Genomic DNA, 18,760 nt, shown 5'->3' with positions numbered 1-18,760 from the left:
ACCCGCCCTCAGACGGCGACGCCGCACGCGGCCAGCACCCGCCGCACGGCCCCGACGTCGCCGGCGTCCGACACGCACCCCACGTAGCCGTCGGGCCGCACGAGCACGAGCGTGCGCGGGCCCGCACTGTAGGCGGCGGCGAGGGCGCCCGAGGTGTCGGTCACGTCGCCGTCGCGTTCGGGGCGGTCGACGATGCGCAGGATCCTGAGCCTCTCGATGCCCGGCAGCCCGGCGTCGTCGACCGGCCCGAAGGCCAGCAGCGTGAACCGCCCGCCCGCGGTGAGCTCGAACAGCCGTCGAGTCCCGGCGAGGGTCTCGAGCCCGGTCGCGTCGGGCGCCCGATCGCCCGCGCGCAGAACGCCGTCAGGAGCCGAAGCGGCGTCGCCGGGAGCAGAAGCGGCGTCGCCGGGAGCCGAGCCGACATCGTCGGCAGCCGCGCCCCGGTCGTCCGCGACCAGCGACGACCCGCGATAGCCGACCGTCAGCTGCATGGTGTCGGCGTTGCCGCGGATGGGGATCGCCTTCTTCTCGAGGGTCTCGCGCAGGCGGGCGTTCGACAGGGCGAGGACGCCCTCGGCGACGGGACGCCGTTCGTCCTCGTACGTGTCGAGGAGGGCCTCGTCGGCACCGTTCGCGACGGCGGCGAGCTTCCAGCCGAGGTTGTGGGAGTCCTGGATACCGGTGTTCATGCCCTGGCCTCCCGCGGGCGAGTGGATGTGCGCCGCGTCGCCGGCGAGCAGCACGCGGCCCTCGCGGTAGTGGTCGACGAGGCGGATGTTCGCGCGCCAGAGCGTGCGCCACTCGGGCTCGCGCAGGCGGATGCCGGTGCTGCCGCTGCGCCTCTCGAGGATCGCCTGCATGTTCTCGAGGGTGAGTGCCGGATCCTGCCCCGGAGCGATGCTCGCCTGGAACTGGAACACGTCGGTCGACGGCAGCGGGCAGAGCACCACGATGCCCTCGTCGGAGCGCCAGGTGTGCCACGAGTCGCGGTCGAGCCCGTCGACGTCGACGTCCGCGACGATCATGCGGACCTCGTCGAGGGTCTCGCCGTCGAACGCCGCGCCCGAGCCCTTCCGCACGACGCTGTGCCCGCCGTCGGCGCCGACGAGCCAGTCCGCGCGGATCGTCTCGGGGCCCGCCTCACCCCGCACGACCGCGGTCACCCCTGTGCCCGACTGCGTGAACGACTCGAGGGCGGTGCCGAACCCGACCTGCCCGCCCGAGCGTCGCAGGAGCCCGCGCAGAGCCTCCTCGACCCTCCACTCCGGCGTAATGAGCGACGCCCCGTACGGAATGTCGGGCCGCCCGGTGAAGGCGTCGGCCTCCGTGCGACGCTCGGTGCCATCGGGCAGGTGCGCGGTGATCGGCATGCCCATCCGGCCGTGCGCGATCACCTGGTCGGCGATGCCGAGGTCGTCGAAGACCTCGAGGCTGCGCGGCTGGATGCCCTTGCCGCGGGAGCCGGGCTGCGGCCCGGGCGCCGCCTCGACGATGCGGAAGGCCACGCCGAGGCGTGCGAGTTCGCAGGCGAGGGTCAGGCCGGTGGGGCCGGCGCCGACGATCAGGACGGTGGTGTCGCTCATGGTTTCTCCTCCTGTAGATAGCAATCACTATCTACTGTGATTGACGAATTGTCAAGATAGGAAAAACTTCTCTAGGCTGGCGGTGTGACCACCGACACCCCGACACCCGTCCGCCGGCGCCGCTCCGGCGAGAAGCTGGAGGGCGCGCTGCTCGACGCCGCCTGGGACGAACTCGTCGAGGTCGGCTACGGGCGGCTCACGATGGCCACGATCGCCGCTCGAGCGGGGACGAGCGAGCCCGTGCTCTACCGCCGTTGGCCGAACAAGGACCGCGTCGTGCTGGCGGCACTCGAACGGCAGCGGGCCCGACACCCCATCGCCGTGCCCGATACCGGGAGCCTCCGCGGCGATCTGCTCGAGCAGCTCACGACCGTCGGCACCGCCCTCGCCGGGTTCTACGCGATCGCCGCGGCGGCGTCTTTCGCCGGGCTCCTCGCCGACACGGGCATGACGCCGACACAGGTGCGCGAGCACGTGATGGCACCCGAGGGCGACGCGGCCGTGCGAGCGATCTTCTGCCGGGCAGCCGAGCGGGGCGAGCTCGACCTCGGCGCCGTCCCCCGCGCCGTCCTGGAGATGCCGTTCGACCTCGTGCGCCACGACCTGCTCATGAGCCTGGAGGTGCCGGGGCCGGAGCGGATCCGCTCGATCGTCGACGACCTGTTCCTGCCGCTCGTCCGTCGCGGTTAATCGATGCCGACCGGTGTCCGCGCGCCAGACCGGCGTGCGCGCGCCTCCTAGGAGCGGCGCACACGCCAAAACGACGTGCTCAGCGCGACGTTGCGCGGCGCGAGTCCCCAGCAGCGGCGGCAAGACGCCCCGCGACCGCGCCGACGGCGTCGCGCAGCTCGGCGGGCCCGACGACCTCGAACGCGGCGTCGAACCCCGCGAAGCGCGCCGCCAGCGCCCCCCACGACCACGACCCCATCGTCACGCGCGAGCGGTCCGGCCCGAGCGCCTCCACGGTCGCGTCGTCGTCGAGGTACGGCGCCACGTCGCGCACGGCCCGGTCGACGACGCAGGTGCCCACGCATGGCCAGGCCGACGTCGACGAGCCCCGGAAGCGCGCCGCGACGAACGCGAGCGCATCGCCGCCGGGGATCTCCCGCGGCGCGAACGCGCGGCGCGTGGGAGTCCGCGGCGTCATCCGATCGATGCGGAAGGTCCGCCAGTCGCTCGCGTCGAGATCCCACGCGACGAGGTACCAGCGGCCCGAGCGTGCCACGACCGCGTGCGGTTCGACGCGGCGCGGTGGTCGCTCCTGCGCCCCCTCAGTGCCCTCGGGCGACGCGTAGTCGAACCGGAGCACCTCGTGCGCGCGGGTCGCCTCGCTCACCGCCACGAGGGTCGCAGGATCAGCGACACCCTGCCGCCCCGACGTCTGCACCTCGACGGCATCGACCCGGTGCCGCAGCCGCTGCGGCATCACCTGACGGATCGTGGCCAGGGCCCGGGCAGCCGCCTCGCCGATGTCGGCGCCGGACGCCGGAGCCACGGCGAGCGCCAGAGCGACGGCGACGGCCTGGTCGTCGTCGAAGAGCAGGGGCGGAAGCTCGGACCCGCTCGCGAGACGGTAGCCGCCGGCCGGCCCGCGGAGCGAGTCGATGCGATACCCGAGGTCGCGGAGCCGCTCGACGTCGCGCCGGACGGTCCGCGGGCTGACGTCGAGCCGCGACGCGAGCACGTCGCCGCCCCAGTCGCGCCGCACCTGGAGCAGCGAGAGCAGTTCGAGCATTCGTGAGGAGGGGCCGGCCATGTCGTCCATTCTCCGTCGAGATGCGGTCAGGATCCGACCGCATCACCGAGGAGAGTGTTCTCAGCGCGGCCGACCGGCCCGCCTCACGACAGGAGTCGACATGACGATCCAGACCACCCCTCACCTCAACTTCGACGGCCGCGCCCGCGAGGCCCTCGACTTCTACGCGGCGGCGCTCGGCACCGAGGCAGTGACCATGACCTACGGCCAGATGGGTGCGTCGGACGACCCGGCGTGGGCCGATCGCATCGTCTGGGGCCAGGTCGCGACCGAGTCGGGCGTGCGGGTGATGGCCTTCGACGTGTGGCCGGGCCAGCCGTACGACCAGGGGTCGAACTCGTTCTACGTGTACCTCAGCGGGGACGACGCCGACGAGATCACTCGTGTATGGGAGGGCCTGGTCGAGGGTGCCGAGATCCGGCAGCCCCTCGGCGCCTCGGCGTGGGCGCCGCTCGCCGGGCAGCTGCGCGACCGCTTCGGCGTGATCTGGGCGCTCGACGCCCGGCCGGCCGCGTAGCTCAGGCTAGCCCACCGACCCCGACACCCGCGCGAAGACGGCATCGACGTCGTCGAGGAACCCGCGGGTGTCGGCGAGCCCGAACGCCGTGCGCTGCAGCACGAACCCGTGCAACAGCGCCATGACGACGCGCGTCGCCTGATCGATGTCGAGGTCGGCGGGCGTGATGCCCGCCGATTGCCCGGCGCGGAGGCAGTCGGCCATCCTGCTCCGCATCTCGTCGAAGCCGGCCTGCGCGTGCGACCGGAACGCCTCGTCGCGCAGCAACTCGCCCCAGGCCTGGACGGCGCAGCGCAGGAGCTCGTCGACCGGCACGTCGTCGCCCGCGGCATCCACGACCGACGCATCGGTCGCCCGCGTGACCGAGGCCCGCACCAGGTCGGTCATCGACAGCGCCTCGCCACGAGCCACCGCACGCTCGAGCGGGGCGAAGATCACGCGGAACGCGTCGCCGGCGATCTCGCTGATCAGTTCGTCCTTGCCGGAGAAGTACTTGTACGGGGCTCCTGTCGACACCCCGGCCTCAGCGGCGATGGCGGGCATCGTCGTCTGGTGGAACCCGTCGCGCGAGAAGCAGCGGCGCGCGGCGGCGACGATCGCGGCTCGGTTCGCTACGCGGCGGCGCTCGGTGATGCGGGGCATGGTCTCTCCTGACAGTCGCCTGTCAGTGAATAGTAATTCATCTTGACGCGCCGTCGAATCGGGTTCACAGTGGTTAAGCGAACAGTCATTCACCTAATGAGTCCGACAGGAGTTCGACATGACCGACCTGCACCTCCGCATCGGCGGCTACCGCTACGAGCACACCCGCGCTGTCTTCGACGGCGAGATCCCGATCGACGGGGTCGACGCATCCTTCGAGTCGTCGCCCCTCATCTCCGACGTGTTCGAGTCGATGGCCCGGGGCGACCTCGACGTCGCCGAGTACGGCCTCACGTACTTCCTGCGCTCCTGGGACACCGACGAGTCGCCGTTCGTCGCCCTGCCGATCTTCCCGAACCGCAACTTCCGGCACGAGGCGCTCTTCGTCGCCGAGGGCAGCGACATCCGCGATCCGCGCGACCTCGCCGGGAAGACCATCGGAGAGTTCGCCCTCTACGGCAGCGACCCCGGCGTCTGGATGAAGGGCATCCTGGCCGACGAGTACGGCGTCGCCCCCGATGCGTGCCGCTGGGTGATCGGCGGCACCGACTTCCCGATCCCCGCGTTCGACTGGATCCCGCAGCCCGTCCCCGACGGCGTCGACATCACGCACGCTCCCGACGGTCGCACTCTCACCGACATGCTCGAGGCCGGTGAGATCGACGCGCTGCTCTCCGTGGACGTGCCGAAGGCACTGCTCGAGGGGCGCGGCACGATCCGGCGCCTCTTCCCCGACTACCCGTCGGTCGAGCGCGACTACTACCGGCGCACCGGCATCCAGCCGATGATGCACGTCGTCGCGATCCGGCGCGAGATCGTTGCCGAGCACCCCGCGGTGCCCCGGGCGATCTACGACGCCTTCCTCGCGGCGAAGGACGCCACCGAGGCCTTCTACCTCGACCAGGCGTCGAAGCAGCACATGGGCGTCATCACGCCGTGGTTCAGCGCCCTCTTCGCCCAGAACCGCGAGCTGCTCGGCGACGACTGGTGGCCCTACGGCGTCGAGCGCAACCGGAAGGCCGTCGACACCTTCCTCCGCTACCACCACGAGCAGGGACTCTCGAAGCAGCTGCTCACCAGCGACGACGTGTTCGTCCCGAGCCTCCTGGACACCTGATGCGCCTCGTCGGAGTCGAGGAGCACGTCGTCACCCCGGCCGTGCTGGCCGCGTGGGGGCACCTCCCGCCCGAGCGACGCGACCTCGCGTACGAGCCGTCGACGAGCGGCGACTCGGGGCGCCGGCTCCTGAGCACAGGGGCCGACCGCCGAGAGGCGATGGAGGCCACCGGGCTCGACGTGCAGGTGCTCTCGCTCACCACGCCGGGGCTGCAGAACTTCCTGCCCGACGAGGTCGAGGCGCTGCAGATCGAGACGAACGAGGCCATCGCGGCAGTGGTCGCGGGCGACCCCGAGCACTATGGGGGCCTCGCGACCCTGGCCGCAGGATCGCCGGAGGCCGCCGCCCGAGAGCTCCGCCGGGCCGTGACCACCCTCGGCCTCGACGGCGCCATGCTCTACGGCCGCACCGGTGCCGCCAGCCTCGACGGCCCCGCCCTCGACCCGCTGTGGTCGGCCGCGGAGGAGATGGACGTGCCCCTCCACCTCCACCCGCAGTCGCCGCCGCGCGCGGTGCGGGCCGCCTACTACGACGGCTTCGACGCCGAGGTCTCGGCGGGGTTCGCCACGCACGGCATCGGATGGCACTACGACTCGGGCGTGCAGCTGGTGCGCCTGATCCTGAGCGGCGTCTTCGATCGTCACCCCGGGCTGCAGATGGTCGTCGGCCACTGGGGCGAGCTCGTGCTCTTCTACCTCGACCGGCTCGAGCACCTGGCCGCGATGGCGGGGCTGCCGCACACGTTCGCCGAGTACGTGCGGCGCAATGTGCTCGTGACGCCGAGCGGGATGCTCAGCGAGCGGTACCTGCGCTGGGCGATCGAGGTGATCGGCGCCGACCGGATCCTGTTCGCCACCGACTACCCGTTCGAGGCGTCATCGCAGGCGGGCGCCCGCGAGTTCCTCGAGTCCGCACCGATCAGCGCGGCCGAGCGCGAGGCGATCGCGGGGCGGAACTGGCAGCGTCTCGTCGACGGGATCCGACGATGAGCCCGGCACGGCTGCGGTTCGGCTCGATGCCGTACGACATGCTGCGCGGCCTGATCGACGGCGACGTCACGGTCGACGGCGACCGGGTCGAGTACACGACCTGCGACCTCGCCACCGACGTCTTCGAGCCGATGATCCGCGACCAGGCCTTCGACGTGGCCGAGCTCGGCCTCACGTACTACCTCCGCACGCTCGACGCGGCCGCCGCCGCGGGCACCACTCCGCCGTTCGTCGCTCTGCCGGTCTTCCCGGCGCGAGTGTTCCGGCAGTCGTCGATCTTCGTGCGGGAGGGCGGCGGGATCGACCGTCCAGCCGATCTCGCCGGCCGGCGCGTCGGCGAGTTCGCGCTCTACGGCCACGACGCCGGTGTCTGGGCCAAGGGGGTTCTCGCCGACGAGTTCGGCGTCGATCCTGCGTCGATGAGCTGGATCGTCGGAGGGCTCGAGCGGTCCCTGCCGCCGGCCGACTACGTGTCGCAGCCCCGCCCCGACGGCGTCGCCGTGAGCACGGCGACTCGCGGCGCGGACCTCGGCGCGATGCTGGAGCAAGGTGAGATCGACGCGCTGTTCTCGGGCAACGTGCCTCGCGCCGTCCTCGAGGGGTCGCCTCGCGTGCGGCGCCTCTTCGTCGACTACCGCTCGGTCGAGCAGGAGTACTTCGCGCGCACCGGCATCTTCCCGCCCGCGCACGTGCTCGTCATGCGCCGCGACCTGGTCGAGGCGAGGCCCGGTCTGGCGCATGCGGTCTCCGACGCGTGCGCCGAGGCGAAGGCCAGGGCGCAGGAGCGGGCGACACTCGGCCGCGTGACGAACTTCGCCACGTCGATGCTCCCCTGGCTGAACGACCTCGCCGATCGCGACGCTGCCCTGCTGGGGCCCGACCCGTTCGCCTTCGGAGTGGCCGCGAACCGCGTCGCGATCGAGACCTTCCTGCGCTACCACCACGAGCAGGGCCTGTCGCGGCGGTTCGCCGTCGACGAGGTGTTCGCGCAGGAGCTGCTCGACACCTGAGCGGCGACTTCACGTGAGCGCGGCGGCAGCCGACAGCTCAGGCCCGACGCCGCACCCGCGGGTCGACCACCCCGTAGACGATGTCGACGATCACGTTCGCCACGACGATCATGAAGGCGGCGAACAGCGTCACGCCGACGACGACCTGGAGGTCGAGCGACGACACCGCGCTGATCAGCAGCGACCCGATGCCCTGCATCGAGAAGACCTTCTCGGTGATGATGGCCCCGCCCAGCAGCGACCCGAGGTCGAGACCGAAGAGCGTGACCACCGGCAGGATCGCGGTCCGCAGCCCGTGCCGCACGACCACCTGCCGCTCGAACAGCCCTCGGGCCCTGGCCGTGCGGATGAAGTCCTGGCTCATCGCCTCGAGCATCTCGCCCCGCGTCAGCCGGGCGTAGATCGCCGCGCTCACGAACGCGAGCGTGACCCACGGCAGCACGAGGTGCGAGAACCAGCCGACCGGATCGTCGGAGAAGGGCACGTAGCCGCTCGTCGGCAGCACCCTCAGGGTGAAGCCGAAGAAGAGGATCAGCAGGAGCCCTACGAGGTACGTCGGCGCCGAGACTCCCGCGACCGCCACGCCCATCACCCCGCGGTCGACGGCGCTTCCCCGGCGGAGGGCCGACAGGGCGCCGCCCGCGACTCCGACCACGAGCCACAGGACCGCCGCTCCGACGGCGATCGAGGCCGTGACGGAGAGCCGCTCGATGATGAGCGACGTGACGCTCTCGTGCAGCTGGAACGAGTAGCCGAAGCAGGGGGCGGCGCAGTGGAGGGCCGTGGAGCCGGTCCCGAAGCTCCTGCCCGCGAAGATCCCGCCGAGGTAGGTGAGGAACTGGACGACCCACGGCTTGTCGGTGCCCAGGAAGGCCTTCACCTGGGCGAGCCGGTCGGGCGTGCAGGGCTTGTCGCAGATGGCCCTCGCCGGGTTGGTCGGCAGCAGGGTGAACAGGGCGTAGGTGATGGCGGCGATCACGAGGAGCACCAGCACGGCGCCCAGGATGCGGGTGACGAGGAACCGGGTCGTGCTCACGCGCGCACCCCCTCTCGCCGGCGCGGGCGGACCGTGACCGTGCGACGCGGGTCGAGAGCGTCGCGGAGCGCGTCGCCGAGCATGTTGAAGGCGAGCGTGATGACGAACAGAGCTGCTCCCGGGAAGACGAGGTACATCGGGTCGGTCTGCACCCATCCGATCGCGTCGCCGATCGAGCGGCCCCACGACGGCGTCGGCGGGGTGACGCCGACCGAGAGGAACGACAGGGCGGCCTCGGCGCCGATCATCGACGGGATCGAGATCGTCGCGTAGACCGTGATCGTGGCGGCGAGGTTCGGCAGCAGCTGCGTGCGGATCGTGTGCCAGGTGCCCGCTCCCATGGCGGTCGAGGCGACCACGAAGTTCCGCTCGCGCAGCGAGAGCGTCTGCCCGCGGATCACCCGGGCTACGGACGGCCAGCCGAAGAAGCCGATCACGATCGTCACGAGCACCGTCGCGGGGAACTTCGACGGCACGATCGCGGTGAGCGCGATCATGAAGACGAGGGACGGGAAGCCGAACATCACGTCGATCACGCGGCTCATGATCCGGTCGTACCAGCCGCCGAGGAAACCCGTGGTCACGCCGACGGCGACGCCGATCACCATCGACACGACGGTGGCCGCGAGGCCGATGCCGAGCGACGTGCGCGCGCCGTAGGTGACGATCGCGAACAGGTCGCGGCCGGTGAGCGGCTCGACCCCGAACCAGTGCGTCGCGCTGACCCCGCCGAAGGCGCCCCGGGGTGCGCCGATGCCGCCCAGGGTGCCGGTGTGATAGCTGTACGGATTCTGACCGGTGAGCTTCGCGAGCACCGGCGCCAGGATCGCGACCAGCGCGAAGACGACGATCACGATCGCCGACACGACGGCCCAGCGGTCGGAACGCACCCGCGACACGACGCCTCGGAACCCCGTGGCCGTCGGAGCCGCCACCGGGGCGGTCGCCACGTTCGCGGTCATGCCGCCGACTCCCCTCGGCGCTCCTCGTCGGCGAACCGCTGCCAGGCCTCGCGCCTCCTGGCCTGCCGCACCGGGTCGGCGACGGGGGCCGCGGCGAGCAGCATGCGCGTGTACTCCTCGGTCGGCGACGAGAGGATCTCGTCGGTGCGGCCCTTCTCGACGACGCGGCCGTGCCGCAGCACCACCACCTCGCTGGCGAGCGAGCGGACCACGGCGAGGTCGTGGCTCACGAGGAGGCACGCGAAGCCGAACTGCTCCTGCAACTCGCGGAGCAGGTCGAGCACCGCGGCCTGCACGGTGACGTCGAGGGCGCTCGTCGGCTCGTCGGCGATCACGAGCGACGGCCGGAGCGCGAGGGCTCGGGCCACGGCGACGCGCTGCCGCTGCCCGCCCGAGAGCTCGTGCGGGAACCTCTCGGCGTACCCGGGGTCGAGGCGGACGGCCCGCAGGAGCCCGGAGACCCGCTCGCGCTGGGCCTCGACGCCGAGGTCGCTGTGGATCGCCAGCGGTTCGGCGATGCTCGCCCCGACGGTCGCCCGGGGGTTGAGCGACGACGCGGGGTCCTGGAACACCAGCCCGATGCGGCTCCGCAGCTCGCGGAGCCGCCTTCCTCGGGCCGTGGCGAGATCGATGCCGGCGACGGTGACGGATCCGGCGACGACGGGCACGAGGCCGGCGAGCGCTCGGCCGATGGTCGACTTGCCGGATCCTGACTCGCCGACCAGCCCCACGGTCTGACCTGCGCGGAGGGTGAGGTCGATTCCCGAGACCGTCGGCTCGCCCGAGCGGGCGTAGCGGACGGCGACGTCGCGGAGCTCGGCGACGATCTCGCCCGCTTCGGCGTCGACGCCGCGCGACGCGTCGCCACGGATCGCCGTGTCGGGCTCCGCGGCCTCGAGTTCGGGTACGGCCGCCAGCAGCTCGCGCGTGTAGTCGGCCGAGGGGTCGGCGAAGAGCTCGGCGACGGGCCGCTGCTCGACCGGGACGCCGCGACGCATCACCAGGACGTCGTCGGCGACGTCGGCGACCACGCCCATGTCGTGCGTGATGAGCAGCACCGCGAGCGAACGCTCCCGGCACAGCGTGCGGAGCAAGTCGAGGATCCCGGCCTGCACCGTGACGTCCAGCGCGGTCGTCGGCTCGTCGGCGATGAGGGCCTTCGGGTCGCCGGCGAGCGCCTGCGCGATCATGGCCCGCTGCAGCTGGCCGCCGGAGAGCTCATGCGGGTACGACCGCGCGACGCGCTCCGGCTCGTCGATGCCCGCGGCGACGAGCAGCTCGTGCACGCGCGTGCGGACTTCCGCCTTCGCCAGGTGCGGCCGGTGGGCGGTCACCGCCTCGGCGATCTGGGTGCCGAGGCGGAGGACGGGGGTGAACGAGGCCATCGGCTCCTGGAACACGACGCCGACGCCCGCCCCGCGCACCTCGCGGAGCGCCTGCTCGGACGCCCCGATGAGCTGGGCGCCGTCGAACGTGGCACTGCCCGAGACCTCGGCCGTGGGCGGCAGGAGCCCGAGAAGGCTCATCGCGCTGACCGATTTGCCCGAACCCGACTCCCCGACCACGGCCAGCACCCTGCCCGGCGTGAGCTCGAACGAGACGCCGTCGACGACGGGCTCCGCGTCGCCGAAGCGGACGCGGAGGCCGTCGACGACGAGGACCGGTTCCACAGACGGGCTCACTGCCCCAGGGTCACCTTGAGGTAGTTCGGGTAGGCCGGGAAGTCGGCGATCTCGAAGTTCTGCACGTTGGAGCCGCGCAGGAACGACTGCTTCGCGTAGGTGAGCGGCACCACCGGCGCGTCGGCCATGATGGCCTTGTCGGCCTGGGCCCAGAGCGTCTGGGCGTCCTTCTGGTTCACGGTGCCGGTGGCCTGCTCGATGAGCTTGTCGACGGCCGCGTTCGAGTAGTGCGAGACGTTGTAGCCGCCGTCGCCGATCTGCGACGAGGCGTAGAGGGGCTGGATGTTGGCGTTCGGCGACGGGAAGTCGGGCTGCCAGCTGAACAGGACGAGGTCGTAGTCGTCGCCCGTCGTCGCGTCGGTGTAGAAGGAGTCGGTGTCTTCGGGCTTCAGGGTCACCTTCACGCCGGTGCGCTCGATGCCGGCCTGGAGCGCCTGCGCCTCCGACAGCGACGAGCTGTCGTTCGGGGTGAGGAGGGTGAGGCTCGCGGACGAGGCGCCGCCCTGCTTCAGGAGCGACTTGGCCTTGGCGACGTCACCGGTCGCCTTGGTCTTGTAGAGGTCGTAGTTCTGGCGCCCCGCGATGCCCGGGGTGATGAGGGTCGACGCGTAGGTGCCGGCCGTCGCGCCGCCCGCGGCGAGGCGATAGGACTGCTTGTCGACCGCGTACTCGAGCGCCTTGCGCGCGTCGAGGTTCTTGAGCACGCCCTTCGACGTGTTCATCGCGAGGTAGGTGATGGGCCCGGCCTGGCTGGTCGCGAGACGGCTCTGGGCGTCGCTGCTGGCGCGGACCTGGTTCAGCTCGGCGGCGCCCAGGTAGGTCGCGTCGAAGCTGTCCTTCGCGCTGCCGGCGTCGGCGATGAGGGTCTGCGCCGTCGTCGAGTCGTTCTGGTTCTCCTTGAGCACGATCTTGTCGGGCCCGGCGGTCCGCACCGAGTCGGTCTTCGCGCTCCAGTGCTTGTTGCGCACGAAGGTGATCTGCGAGCCCTGCTGGTCGGACTGCACCTGGTACGGCCCGGAGGCGACCGGTGCCGTGTCGTAGGAGGGGGTCGTTCCGTCGCCGGTCGGCACCGGCGTGAAGGCGGGCATCGACACGAGCCACGGCCAGTCGCCGTACGACGCGTTCAGGTGGAAGACGATGGTCGACGAGTCGGGCGTCTCGATGCTGGCGAGCGACTGACCGGTGAACGGGCCCTTGTACGTGTCGCCGCCGACGAGGAGCGACTTGTGGTAGCTCAGGCCGCCGGTGAGAGTCGGCGCGAACGAGCGCTCGACACCCCACTTGATGTCCTGGGAGGTGATCGCCTTGCCGTTCTGGAACTCGATGCCCGGCTTCAGGTGATACGTCCAGGTCTTGCCGTCGTCGCTCGAGACGCCGGTGTTCGTGGCGAGGTCGGGCACGACCTTGGCGGCCTTGCCCGGCTGGATGTCCCACGTGGTGAGGCGGCGGGCGATCAGGCCGAGGGTCGTGATCGCGAGGTTCTGGCTGGTCGCCGGGTCGAGGTGGACCGCCGTCTGGTCGGTCAGGATCGTGAGGGTCCCGCCCTTGCCGCCGGATGACGACCCGCTGCCGCTGTTCGTCGACGTGCAGCCCGCCAGCATCAGTGCGGCGGCGGCCGCGACCGCGGCGATCTTGATTCCTGTCAGGCGTCTCATACGGGGTTCGTGCTCCTTGCTCATCGCACACTGCAATCGTTGCAGCGCCTGTAATGTTCCCAGGCTCCTGCTTCGAGGCCGAATCCGTGTTGCGTGCGGTGACGCCGCATGTCACTCGGAGGCGCTGAGCCGCACCATCGCGTCGTAGAGCTGAGCGTCGGTCAGCGCTGGCTCGGGCAGGGGGTGCGCGCGGTCGGCCCGGTAGGCGTCCAGCATGAGGTGCAGCTGCCGGTGCCAGGCGGCAGGAGCCGAGGCGCGCGTCGCGTCGATCATCCGCCCGTTCGACCAGATCAGCTCGACGATGTCCGCCAGCGCGATGTCGCCCCGCACGACCCCGGCCTCCTGAGCGCGGGCGAGGACCTCGGCGATCTGCAGGCACATCAGATCGTGGATCCGCTCCGTCTCGGCGCTGCCCGGGAACCGACGCGAGAGGAAGTCGTTGAACCCCCGGTCGCCCGCCTGCACGCGGAAGAGGTTCTCGAGGTAGGCGACGAACCGCTCCCACGGGTCGTCGATCTCGAGGGCCGAGCGTGCACCGTCGAGGAACTCGCCCAGGCGCGAGTCGAGCACGGCGAGGAGGAGGTCGAGACGCGTCGGGAAGTGCCGATAGAGCGTGCCGATGGCGACGCCCGCCTCTCGCGCGACAGCCTCGAGCGAGGCGTCCATGCCGCGCTCGGCGAACTCGCGCTGCGCCGACCCGATGAGCTTCGCGTGCGTCTCGAGGCCGTCGCGCCGCCGCGGCACCCGCGCCGTCTGCCCCTGCGTGATGCTCACCCGGCCACTGTAACCGAGCACCGCGGGAATAACAGGAGGCACCCCTCCGCTTAACGACGTCGACGCAACCGCGCACACGAAGGAGACAGACACATGAGCACCATCAGCATCATCGGCTCGGGAAGCATGGCCCGGGCGATCGGCACTCGGGCGGCGCGGCACGGCCACACCGTCGAGATCCTGAGCCGCAACACCACGGCGGCGCAGGAGCTCGCCGACGGCATCGGCCACGGAACCTCCGTCGGCGAGTACGGCGCCCGCCCGTCCGGAGACATCGTGATCGTCGCCGTGCTCCACCAGGGGGCCGTCGAGGCCGTCACCCGGTTCGGCGACGCGCTGGCCGGGAAGATCCTCGTCGACATCACCAACCCGTTCACGGCCGACGCCACCGGCCTCGTGAGCACGCCGGGCCATTCGGTCGCCGAGCGGATCGCCGCCGTCGCGCCCGACGACGCGCAGGTCGTCAAGGCGTTCAACACGATCTTCGGCGGGGTCATCGAGAGGGACGAGCCGCTCGACGTGCTCTTCGCGGGCGGGGACGCCGAGGCCAAGGCGGCGGTGGCCGGGCTCCTGCGCAGCATGGGCATGCAGCCGCGCGACGCGGGCGGCCTCGGTATGGCGCACGCGCTCGAGTGGGCCGGGATCCTGCTGGTCGGCGTCGCGAGCAACGGCGCCGGCTTCGACAGCGCGCTGGCTGTCGTCTGACCGGCGGCCGTCGCGGAGACCGCGGTTCGGCGTGACGCCCGTCAGCGACGGACGGGCGCCGTCGAACCGCGAAGCCGGAGCTCGGGGTCGATGAGGATCTCCTCGCTGTTGACCTCGCGGTGGCCGATGAGGGCCGTCAGGATCCGGCCCACGTTCTCGGCGATCCGCTCGGTGGGCTGCCGCACGGTGGTCAGCGGCGGGGCCGTGAAGTCGAGCATGGGCGAGTCGTCGTAGCCGACGATCGAGACGTCCGCGGGCACGCTGAGGCCACCCCGCTCGGCGGCGCGGTAGGCGCCGAGCGCCATCTCGTCGCTCGACGCGACGATTCCCGTGACCCCGTCGGCGAGGAGCGCCGACGCCGCCTGCTGCCCGCCCTCGAAGTTGAAGTGCTGGCGCGAGACGAGCGCCTCGGCGTCCTCGATGCCGCGCTTGGCCATCGCGCGGAGGAAGCCCTCGACGCGACGATCGGCAGGGACGTTGTCGACCGGGCCGGCGAGCAGCCCGATCCTGCGGTGCCCGAGGTCGTGCAGATGGCCGACGGCGATCTCGGCGGCGCGCCAGTCGTCGGTCGAGACAACGGGCGCGTCGGACTCCGGGAACCCGCCGTTGATGCTCACGTACGGGATGCCCCGCGACTCGATGAGCTGGACGACGCGGTGGTCGGCGTCGCGGAGGGTGTTGCTCGACGACAGGAACACGATCGCGGCGACGCCGGCATCGACGAGCGACTCGACGTAGTCGCGCTCGCGCGGGGTTCCCGGGTAGACCGGGCAGATGATCGACTTCAGACCGTACGGGTTCAGCTCGTTCTCGACCCGTTCGGCCTGCTGCGCGAAGATCGGGTTCTTGAGGTTCGGCGTGAGCATCAGCACGAGCCGGTTGTCGAGCGGCCGCTCGTAGCCGACCTGCTTCAGGGCGTCCTCGACGGCCTGCCGCGTCGCGGCGGAGACCCCGTACTTGCGGTTGAGGACGCGGCTGACCGTCGCCTCGCTGACCTCGGCGACCTGCGCCACGGCCGCGAGGCTCGTGCTCCCCACGGGCGTCCGCGCGCCGGTGCGGCGCTTGGCCGGCTCCGCGCCTCTCACTGTCGCCATGTCACTCTCCTGGCTCGAAACTAGTGCACGAGAACGGCGACAGGTGCATTCGATCCTGCGGCGTCGTCACTGCTTGACCGATCCCGCGAGAAGGCCCGCGACGAAGTACCGCTGGAGGAAGAGGAACAGGATCAGCACCGGGATCGCGGAGACGAACGTGCCCATGAGCAGCTGGCCGTAGTCGGTCGCCTGGACCCCGTGCAGGGTCGCCAGCGCGACGGGCAGCGTGTAGGCGTCGGGCGTTCGCTGGATGATCAGCGGATACACGAAGTCGTTCCACTGCCCGAGGAAGAGGAAGATCGCCAGGGCCGCGAGAGCCGGACGCATCGTGGGCAGCACGATCTGGAAGAACGCGCGGAACTCCCCCGCCCCGTCGACGCGGGCCGCCTGGATCAGCTCGTCGGGCACGGACTGCATCGTCTGCCGCATCAGGAAGATGCCGAACGGCAGCGCCAGGTTCGGCAGGATCAGCGCCTGGTACGAGTTCAGCCAGCCCAGGTCGACCATGATCTTGAACAGCGGCACCAGCGTCACCTGCCCGGGGAGGGCGAGCGACGCCACGATGATCGTGAACATCACGTCGCGGCCTCGGAAGGTGAACTTCGCGAAGGCGTAGCCGGCGCAGCTGCACACCAGCATGCCGAGGACCGTGTAGGTCACCGACACGATGAGCGAGTTCTTGAAGGCGGCGCCGAAGTCGAGGTTCGTGAAGAGGCCCGAGAGATTGCTCCAGAACCGTCCGCCGGGCAGCAGGGCGGGCGGCGACGAGAAGATCTCGGCGGTGTCGTGGGTCGAGGCGATGATGAGCCAGGCGAACGGCGCCAGCATGAACACGGCACCGAGGGCGATTACGACGGTGACGAGCGTGCTCAGCGCGGTGCTCGACGCACCGGATCGCCGGGAGCTGCTTCGGATGGGGATCTGGACGGTCACTGGGCGCGCCTCCTCAGCACGATCATCTGGGCGACGGAGATCGCGGCGACGATGATGGCGAGCACGTACCCGATCGCCGAGGCGTAGCCGAAGTCGAAGTTCCGGAAGGCGTTCTGGTAGAGGTACATGCCGATGGTCAGGGTGGCGTTGTCGGGCCCGCCGTTGGTGAGCACGAACGGCTCGTCGAACAGCTGCAGGGTGCCGATGGTCGACAGCACGACGGTGAGCAGGATCGCCGGCCGGAGCCCGGGGAGCGTCACGTGCCAGAACTGCTGGCGCCGGTTCGCGCCGTCCATCTGAGCCGCCTCGAAGAGCTCCTCGGGGATCGACTGCAGCTGCGCCAGGTACATCACCGAGTTCTGCCCGGTGTAGTGCCAGGTCATGGCCAGCACGATCGAGATCTTGGCCCAGAACGGGTCCGCGAGCCACGGCACGCTCGGCAGGCCGACCTCGTTCAGCAGGAAGTTGACGAAGCCGTTCTGCGCCAGCAGCGCGGAGAACAGGATCCCGTAGGCGACCAGCCCCATGACGATGGGGACGAAGTAGGCCACCCGGAAGAACGCCCGCGCCTTGAGCAGCTTCGAGTTGAACGCCACGGCCAGGAGGATCGCGAGCACGAGCATGATCGGCACCTGGATGAGCAGGATCTCGACGGTGTTGCCGAGGGCCGTCCAGAACAGCGGGTCGTGCAGGATCCTGCCGTAATTCGCACCCCCGACGAACTTCGTGAGGCCGTCGACGCTCTGGGTGAAGCTGAGGTACAGCGCGGAGAGCACCGGGTAGATCTTGAACCCGATGAACAGGACGATCACGGGCAGCAGGAACACGTACGGCGTGAGCCGGGCGCGTCGGCTCGCCCACGAGCGCCGGCGCACCCCGGGCGGGGGCGCCTCGGGCCGGCGCTGGGCCGGGGCCTGAGGCGCCCTCGTCAGAGAGCTCGAACTCATCGGCTGCCCGCGATCTTCCGCGAAGTCTGCTGCGCCAGGAGCTTGGCGGCCGACTCGAGCGCGGCCTTCGGGTCGGCGCCCTTCACGAGCACCTGCGTCTGAGCGTCGTCGTACACCTTGAGCGCCTTCGGGTAGTCCTTCGTGTAGTAGTCCGGCGGGGTCTTCTCGCTGAGGGCCTTGATCACGAGCGCGTTGGTGTTGATCCCGAAGTACGGGTCGGTCTGGTTGAACGCGGACGTCTTCCACATCGGCTCGTAGCTCGGGAAGAGCTGGTCGGCCTTCGTCATCACCTGCTGGCCGGCGAGAGTGGCCATGCTGTACTTCACGTACTCGTAGGCGAGCTTCTGGTTCTTGCTCGACTTGGCGACGGTGAGGTAGGTGCCACCGGCCGACGACGAGGTGTAGCCGCCCTCGGTCATGGCGGGCGATTGGCGCACTCCCCACTTGCCCTTCATGGCCGGCGCCGTGCTCTGGAAGGTGCCCGCGAGCCAGGAGGCGTACGGCATCGTGGCGACGACCGGCTTCTGTCCGAGCATCTGCGACGTCGTGCCGGCGGACTGCGGGATGTCGGCGATGAGGCCGGCGTCGTTCGCCTCCTTCAGGAACGTCAGCGCTGCGAGGTTTCCCTTGTCGGTGAGGGCGATGTCGCCCTTCTTGTCGAAGAAGAAGGTGCCCTCGAGCCGCGCGAGCATCTCGAAGAGGTTCGCCGCGTCGGCCTGCGAGGCCGCCTTGTCGACGGCGAAGAGCTGCGCACCGGTGGCGGCCTTGATCTTCTTGCCCGCCGCGAGCAGCTGGTCCCACGTGGTGATCGAGTCGATGTCGACGCCGGCCTTCTGGAAGAGGTCCTTCCGGTAGAACAGCAGGTTCGTGTTCACCTCGAACGGGATGCCGAACTGGGTGCCCTTGGCGTCCTGCCCGCCCTTCCAGAGCCCGCTCGGGAAGTCCTTCGCGAGCGAGTCGGCGCCCTGGTCGCTGAGGTTCGCGAAGCCGTCGGGGAAGGTCTCGACGTAGTTCGACATGTAGTCGCCGCCGATGTCCATGACGTCGGGGAGTCCGGTGCCGCCGGCCGCCATGCCGGGGGTGATCTTGTCCCAGATCGCCGGGTTGCCGACGTCCTGCACCGTGATCTTCACGCCCGGGTGCGTCTTCTCGAACGCCTTGGCCGTGGCCTTCATGCCGACGGCGGGTGCGCCCCAGGCCCAGGCGGTGAGGGTCTTCGAGCCGGTGTCGCCGGAGGGCGACGACGAGCAGCCGGTCAGGGCTGCCGCGAGAACGGCGACGCCTGCGGCGAGCGCGCCGGCTCGGGTGCGCCAGGGGTGACGCGTCGTTGCGGTCATATCTCTCGATCCTCCTCGATC

General features: G+C 70.7%; 18 protein-coding genes. 6 read left to right on the top strand and 12 right to left on the bottom strand.

Annotated features, from left to right (window positions below):
- Nucleotides 1–8: 8 nt before the first annotated feature.
- Entirely contained in the window at nt 9–1,583 is a 1,575-nt protein-coding gene (locus C8E83_RS17915) for an FAD-dependent monooxygenase (protein WP_121371435.1), read from the bottom strand.
- A gap of 84 nt (nt 1,584–1,667) precedes the next feature.
- On the opposite strand from C8E83_RS17915, the gene C8E83_RS17910 reads away from it, so the two are divergent.
- The gene (locus C8E83_RS17910; RefSeq protein ID WP_121371434.1) at nt 1,668–2,273 is read left to right on the top strand and encodes a TetR/AcrR family transcriptional regulator; all 606 of its coding nucleotides are present in this window, start codon (nt 1,668–1,670) and stop codon (nt 2,271–2,273) included.
- Between the two features lie 79 nt (nt 2,274–2,352).
- On the opposite strand, the gene C8E83_RS17905 is transcribed toward C8E83_RS17910, so the two are convergent.
- Nucleotides 2,353–3,339 (bottom strand): helix-turn-helix transcriptional regulator, encoded by a 987-nt coding sequence (locus tag C8E83_RS17905; RefSeq protein WP_121371994.1) that lies wholly within the window; start codon nt 3,337–3,339, stop codon nt 2,353–2,355.
- Nucleotides 3,340–3,439: 100 nt separating this feature from the next.
- On the opposite strand from C8E83_RS17905, the gene C8E83_RS17900 reads away from it, so the two are divergent.
- Nucleotides 3,440–3,856, top strand: a complete 417-nt coding sequence (locus tag C8E83_RS17900) for a VOC family protein (RefSeq protein ID WP_121371433.1) — start codon at nt 3,440–3,442, stop codon at nt 3,854–3,856.
- 6 nt (nt 3,857–3,862) lie between these two features.
- Here the strand turns inward: C8E83_RS17900 and C8E83_RS17895 are convergent, their stop codons facing one another.
- Nucleotides 3,863–4,498, bottom strand: a complete 636-nt coding sequence (locus C8E83_RS17895) for a TetR/AcrR family transcriptional regulator (protein ID WP_121371432.1) — start codon at nt 4,496–4,498, stop codon at nt 3,863–3,865.
- 118 nt (nt 4,499–4,616) lie between these two features.
- Between C8E83_RS17895 and C8E83_RS17890 the strand changes: the two genes are divergently transcribed.
- Genes C8E83_RS17890 through C8E83_RS17880 form a run of 3 tightly spaced genes read left to right on the top strand, consistent with a single transcriptional unit; the run spans nt 4,617 to nt 7,614 of the window.
- Nucleotides 4,617–5,615 (top strand): substrate-binding domain-containing protein, encoded by a 999-nt coding sequence (locus C8E83_RS17890; protein ID WP_121371431.1) that lies wholly within the window; start codon nt 4,617–4,619, stop codon nt 5,613–5,615.
- On the top strand, nt 5,615–6,604 hold the full coding sequence (locus C8E83_RS17885; RefSeq protein ID WP_121371430.1) for an amidohydrolase family protein: 990 nt from the start codon (nt 5,615–5,617) through the stop codon (nt 6,602–6,604). The genes C8E83_RS17890 and C8E83_RS17885 overlap by 1 nt, the downstream gene beginning before the upstream one ends.
- Nucleotides 6,601–7,614, top strand: coding sequence for a substrate-binding domain-containing protein (locus tag C8E83_RS17880; protein WP_121371429.1), 1,014 nt, complete (start codon nt 6,601–6,603; stop codon nt 7,612–7,614). The genes C8E83_RS17885 and C8E83_RS17880 overlap by 4 nt, the downstream gene beginning before the upstream one ends.
- 37 nt (nt 7,615–7,651) lie before the next feature.
- Here the strand turns inward: C8E83_RS17880 and C8E83_RS17875 are convergent, their stop codons facing one another.
- The 5 genes from C8E83_RS17875 to C8E83_RS17855 form a co-directional block, all read right to left on the bottom strand.
- Nucleotides 7,652–8,650, bottom strand: a complete 999-nt coding sequence (locus tag C8E83_RS17875; RefSeq protein ID WP_121371428.1) for an ABC transporter permease — start codon at nt 8,648–8,650, stop codon at nt 7,652–7,654.
- A complete protein-coding gene (locus tag C8E83_RS17870) occupies nt 8,647–9,612 on the bottom strand; it encodes an ABC transporter permease (RefSeq protein ID WP_121371427.1) in 966 nt (321 codons plus the stop codon). The genes C8E83_RS17875 and C8E83_RS17870 overlap by 4 nt, the downstream gene beginning before the upstream one ends.
- The gene (locus tag C8E83_RS17865; RefSeq protein WP_211331725.1) at nt 9,609–11,294 is read right to left on the bottom strand and encodes a dipeptide ABC transporter ATP-binding protein; all 1,686 of its coding nucleotides are present in this window, start codon (nt 11,292–11,294) and stop codon (nt 9,609–9,611) included. The genes C8E83_RS17870 and C8E83_RS17865 overlap by 4 nt, the downstream gene beginning before the upstream one ends.
- Nucleotides 11,291–12,949: an ABC transporter substrate-binding protein gene (locus tag C8E83_RS17860; RefSeq protein WP_245981807.1), complete on the bottom strand. Its 1,659-nt coding sequence runs from the start codon at nt 12,947–12,949 to the stop codon at nt 11,291–11,293. The genes C8E83_RS17865 and C8E83_RS17860 overlap by 4 nt, the downstream gene beginning before the upstream one ends.
- A 111-nt stretch (nt 12,950–13,060) precedes the next feature.
- Nucleotides 13,061–13,723: a TetR/AcrR family transcriptional regulator gene (locus C8E83_RS17855; RefSeq protein WP_121371424.1), complete on the bottom strand. Its 663-nt coding sequence runs from the start codon at nt 13,721–13,723 to the stop codon at nt 13,061–13,063.
- 93 nt (nt 13,724–13,816) lie between these two features.
- Here C8E83_RS17855 and C8E83_RS17850 point away from each other — a divergent pair, with 93 nt between their 5' ends.
- On the top strand, nt 13,817–14,428 hold the full coding sequence (locus C8E83_RS17850; protein ID WP_121371423.1) for an NADPH-dependent F420 reductase: 612 nt from the start codon (nt 13,817–13,819) through the stop codon (nt 14,426–14,428).
- Nucleotides 14,429–14,469: 41 nt separating this feature from the next.
- Here C8E83_RS17850 and C8E83_RS17845 read toward each other — a convergent pair whose 3' ends face one another.
- The 4 genes from C8E83_RS17845 to C8E83_RS17830 form a co-directional block, all read right to left on the bottom strand.
- The gene (locus C8E83_RS17845) at nt 14,470–15,522 is read right to left on the bottom strand and encodes a LacI family DNA-binding transcriptional regulator (RefSeq protein ID WP_121371422.1); all 1,053 of its coding nucleotides are present in this window, start codon (nt 15,520–15,522) and stop codon (nt 14,470–14,472) included.
- A 66-nt stretch (nt 15,523–15,588) separates the two neighbouring features.
- Nucleotides 15,589–16,455, bottom strand: coding sequence for a carbohydrate ABC transporter permease (locus C8E83_RS17840; RefSeq protein ID WP_211331724.1), 867 nt, complete (start codon nt 16,453–16,455; stop codon nt 15,589–15,591).
- Entirely contained in the window at nt 16,452–17,402 is a 951-nt protein-coding gene (locus C8E83_RS17835) for a carbohydrate ABC transporter permease (RefSeq protein ID WP_121371421.1), read from the bottom strand. Before C8E83_RS17835 ends, C8E83_RS17840 begins: the two co-directional genes overlap by 4 nt.
- A complete protein-coding gene (locus C8E83_RS17830; RefSeq protein ID WP_170160001.1) occupies nt 17,399–18,739 on the bottom strand; it encodes an ABC transporter substrate-binding protein in 1,341 nt (446 codons plus the stop codon). The genes C8E83_RS17835 and C8E83_RS17830 overlap by 4 nt, the downstream gene beginning before the upstream one ends.
- Nucleotides 18,740–18,760: the final 21 nt, after the last annotated feature.

The sequence above is a fragment of the Frondihabitans australicus genome (assembly GCF_003634555.1).
Classification (GTDB): Bacteria; Actinomycetota; Actinomycetes; order Actinomycetales; family Microbacteriaceae; genus Frondihabitans; species Frondihabitans australicus.
Note: the sequence above shows the minus strand (reverse complement) of the source record. Positions and strands in the feature narration are given on the sequence as shown.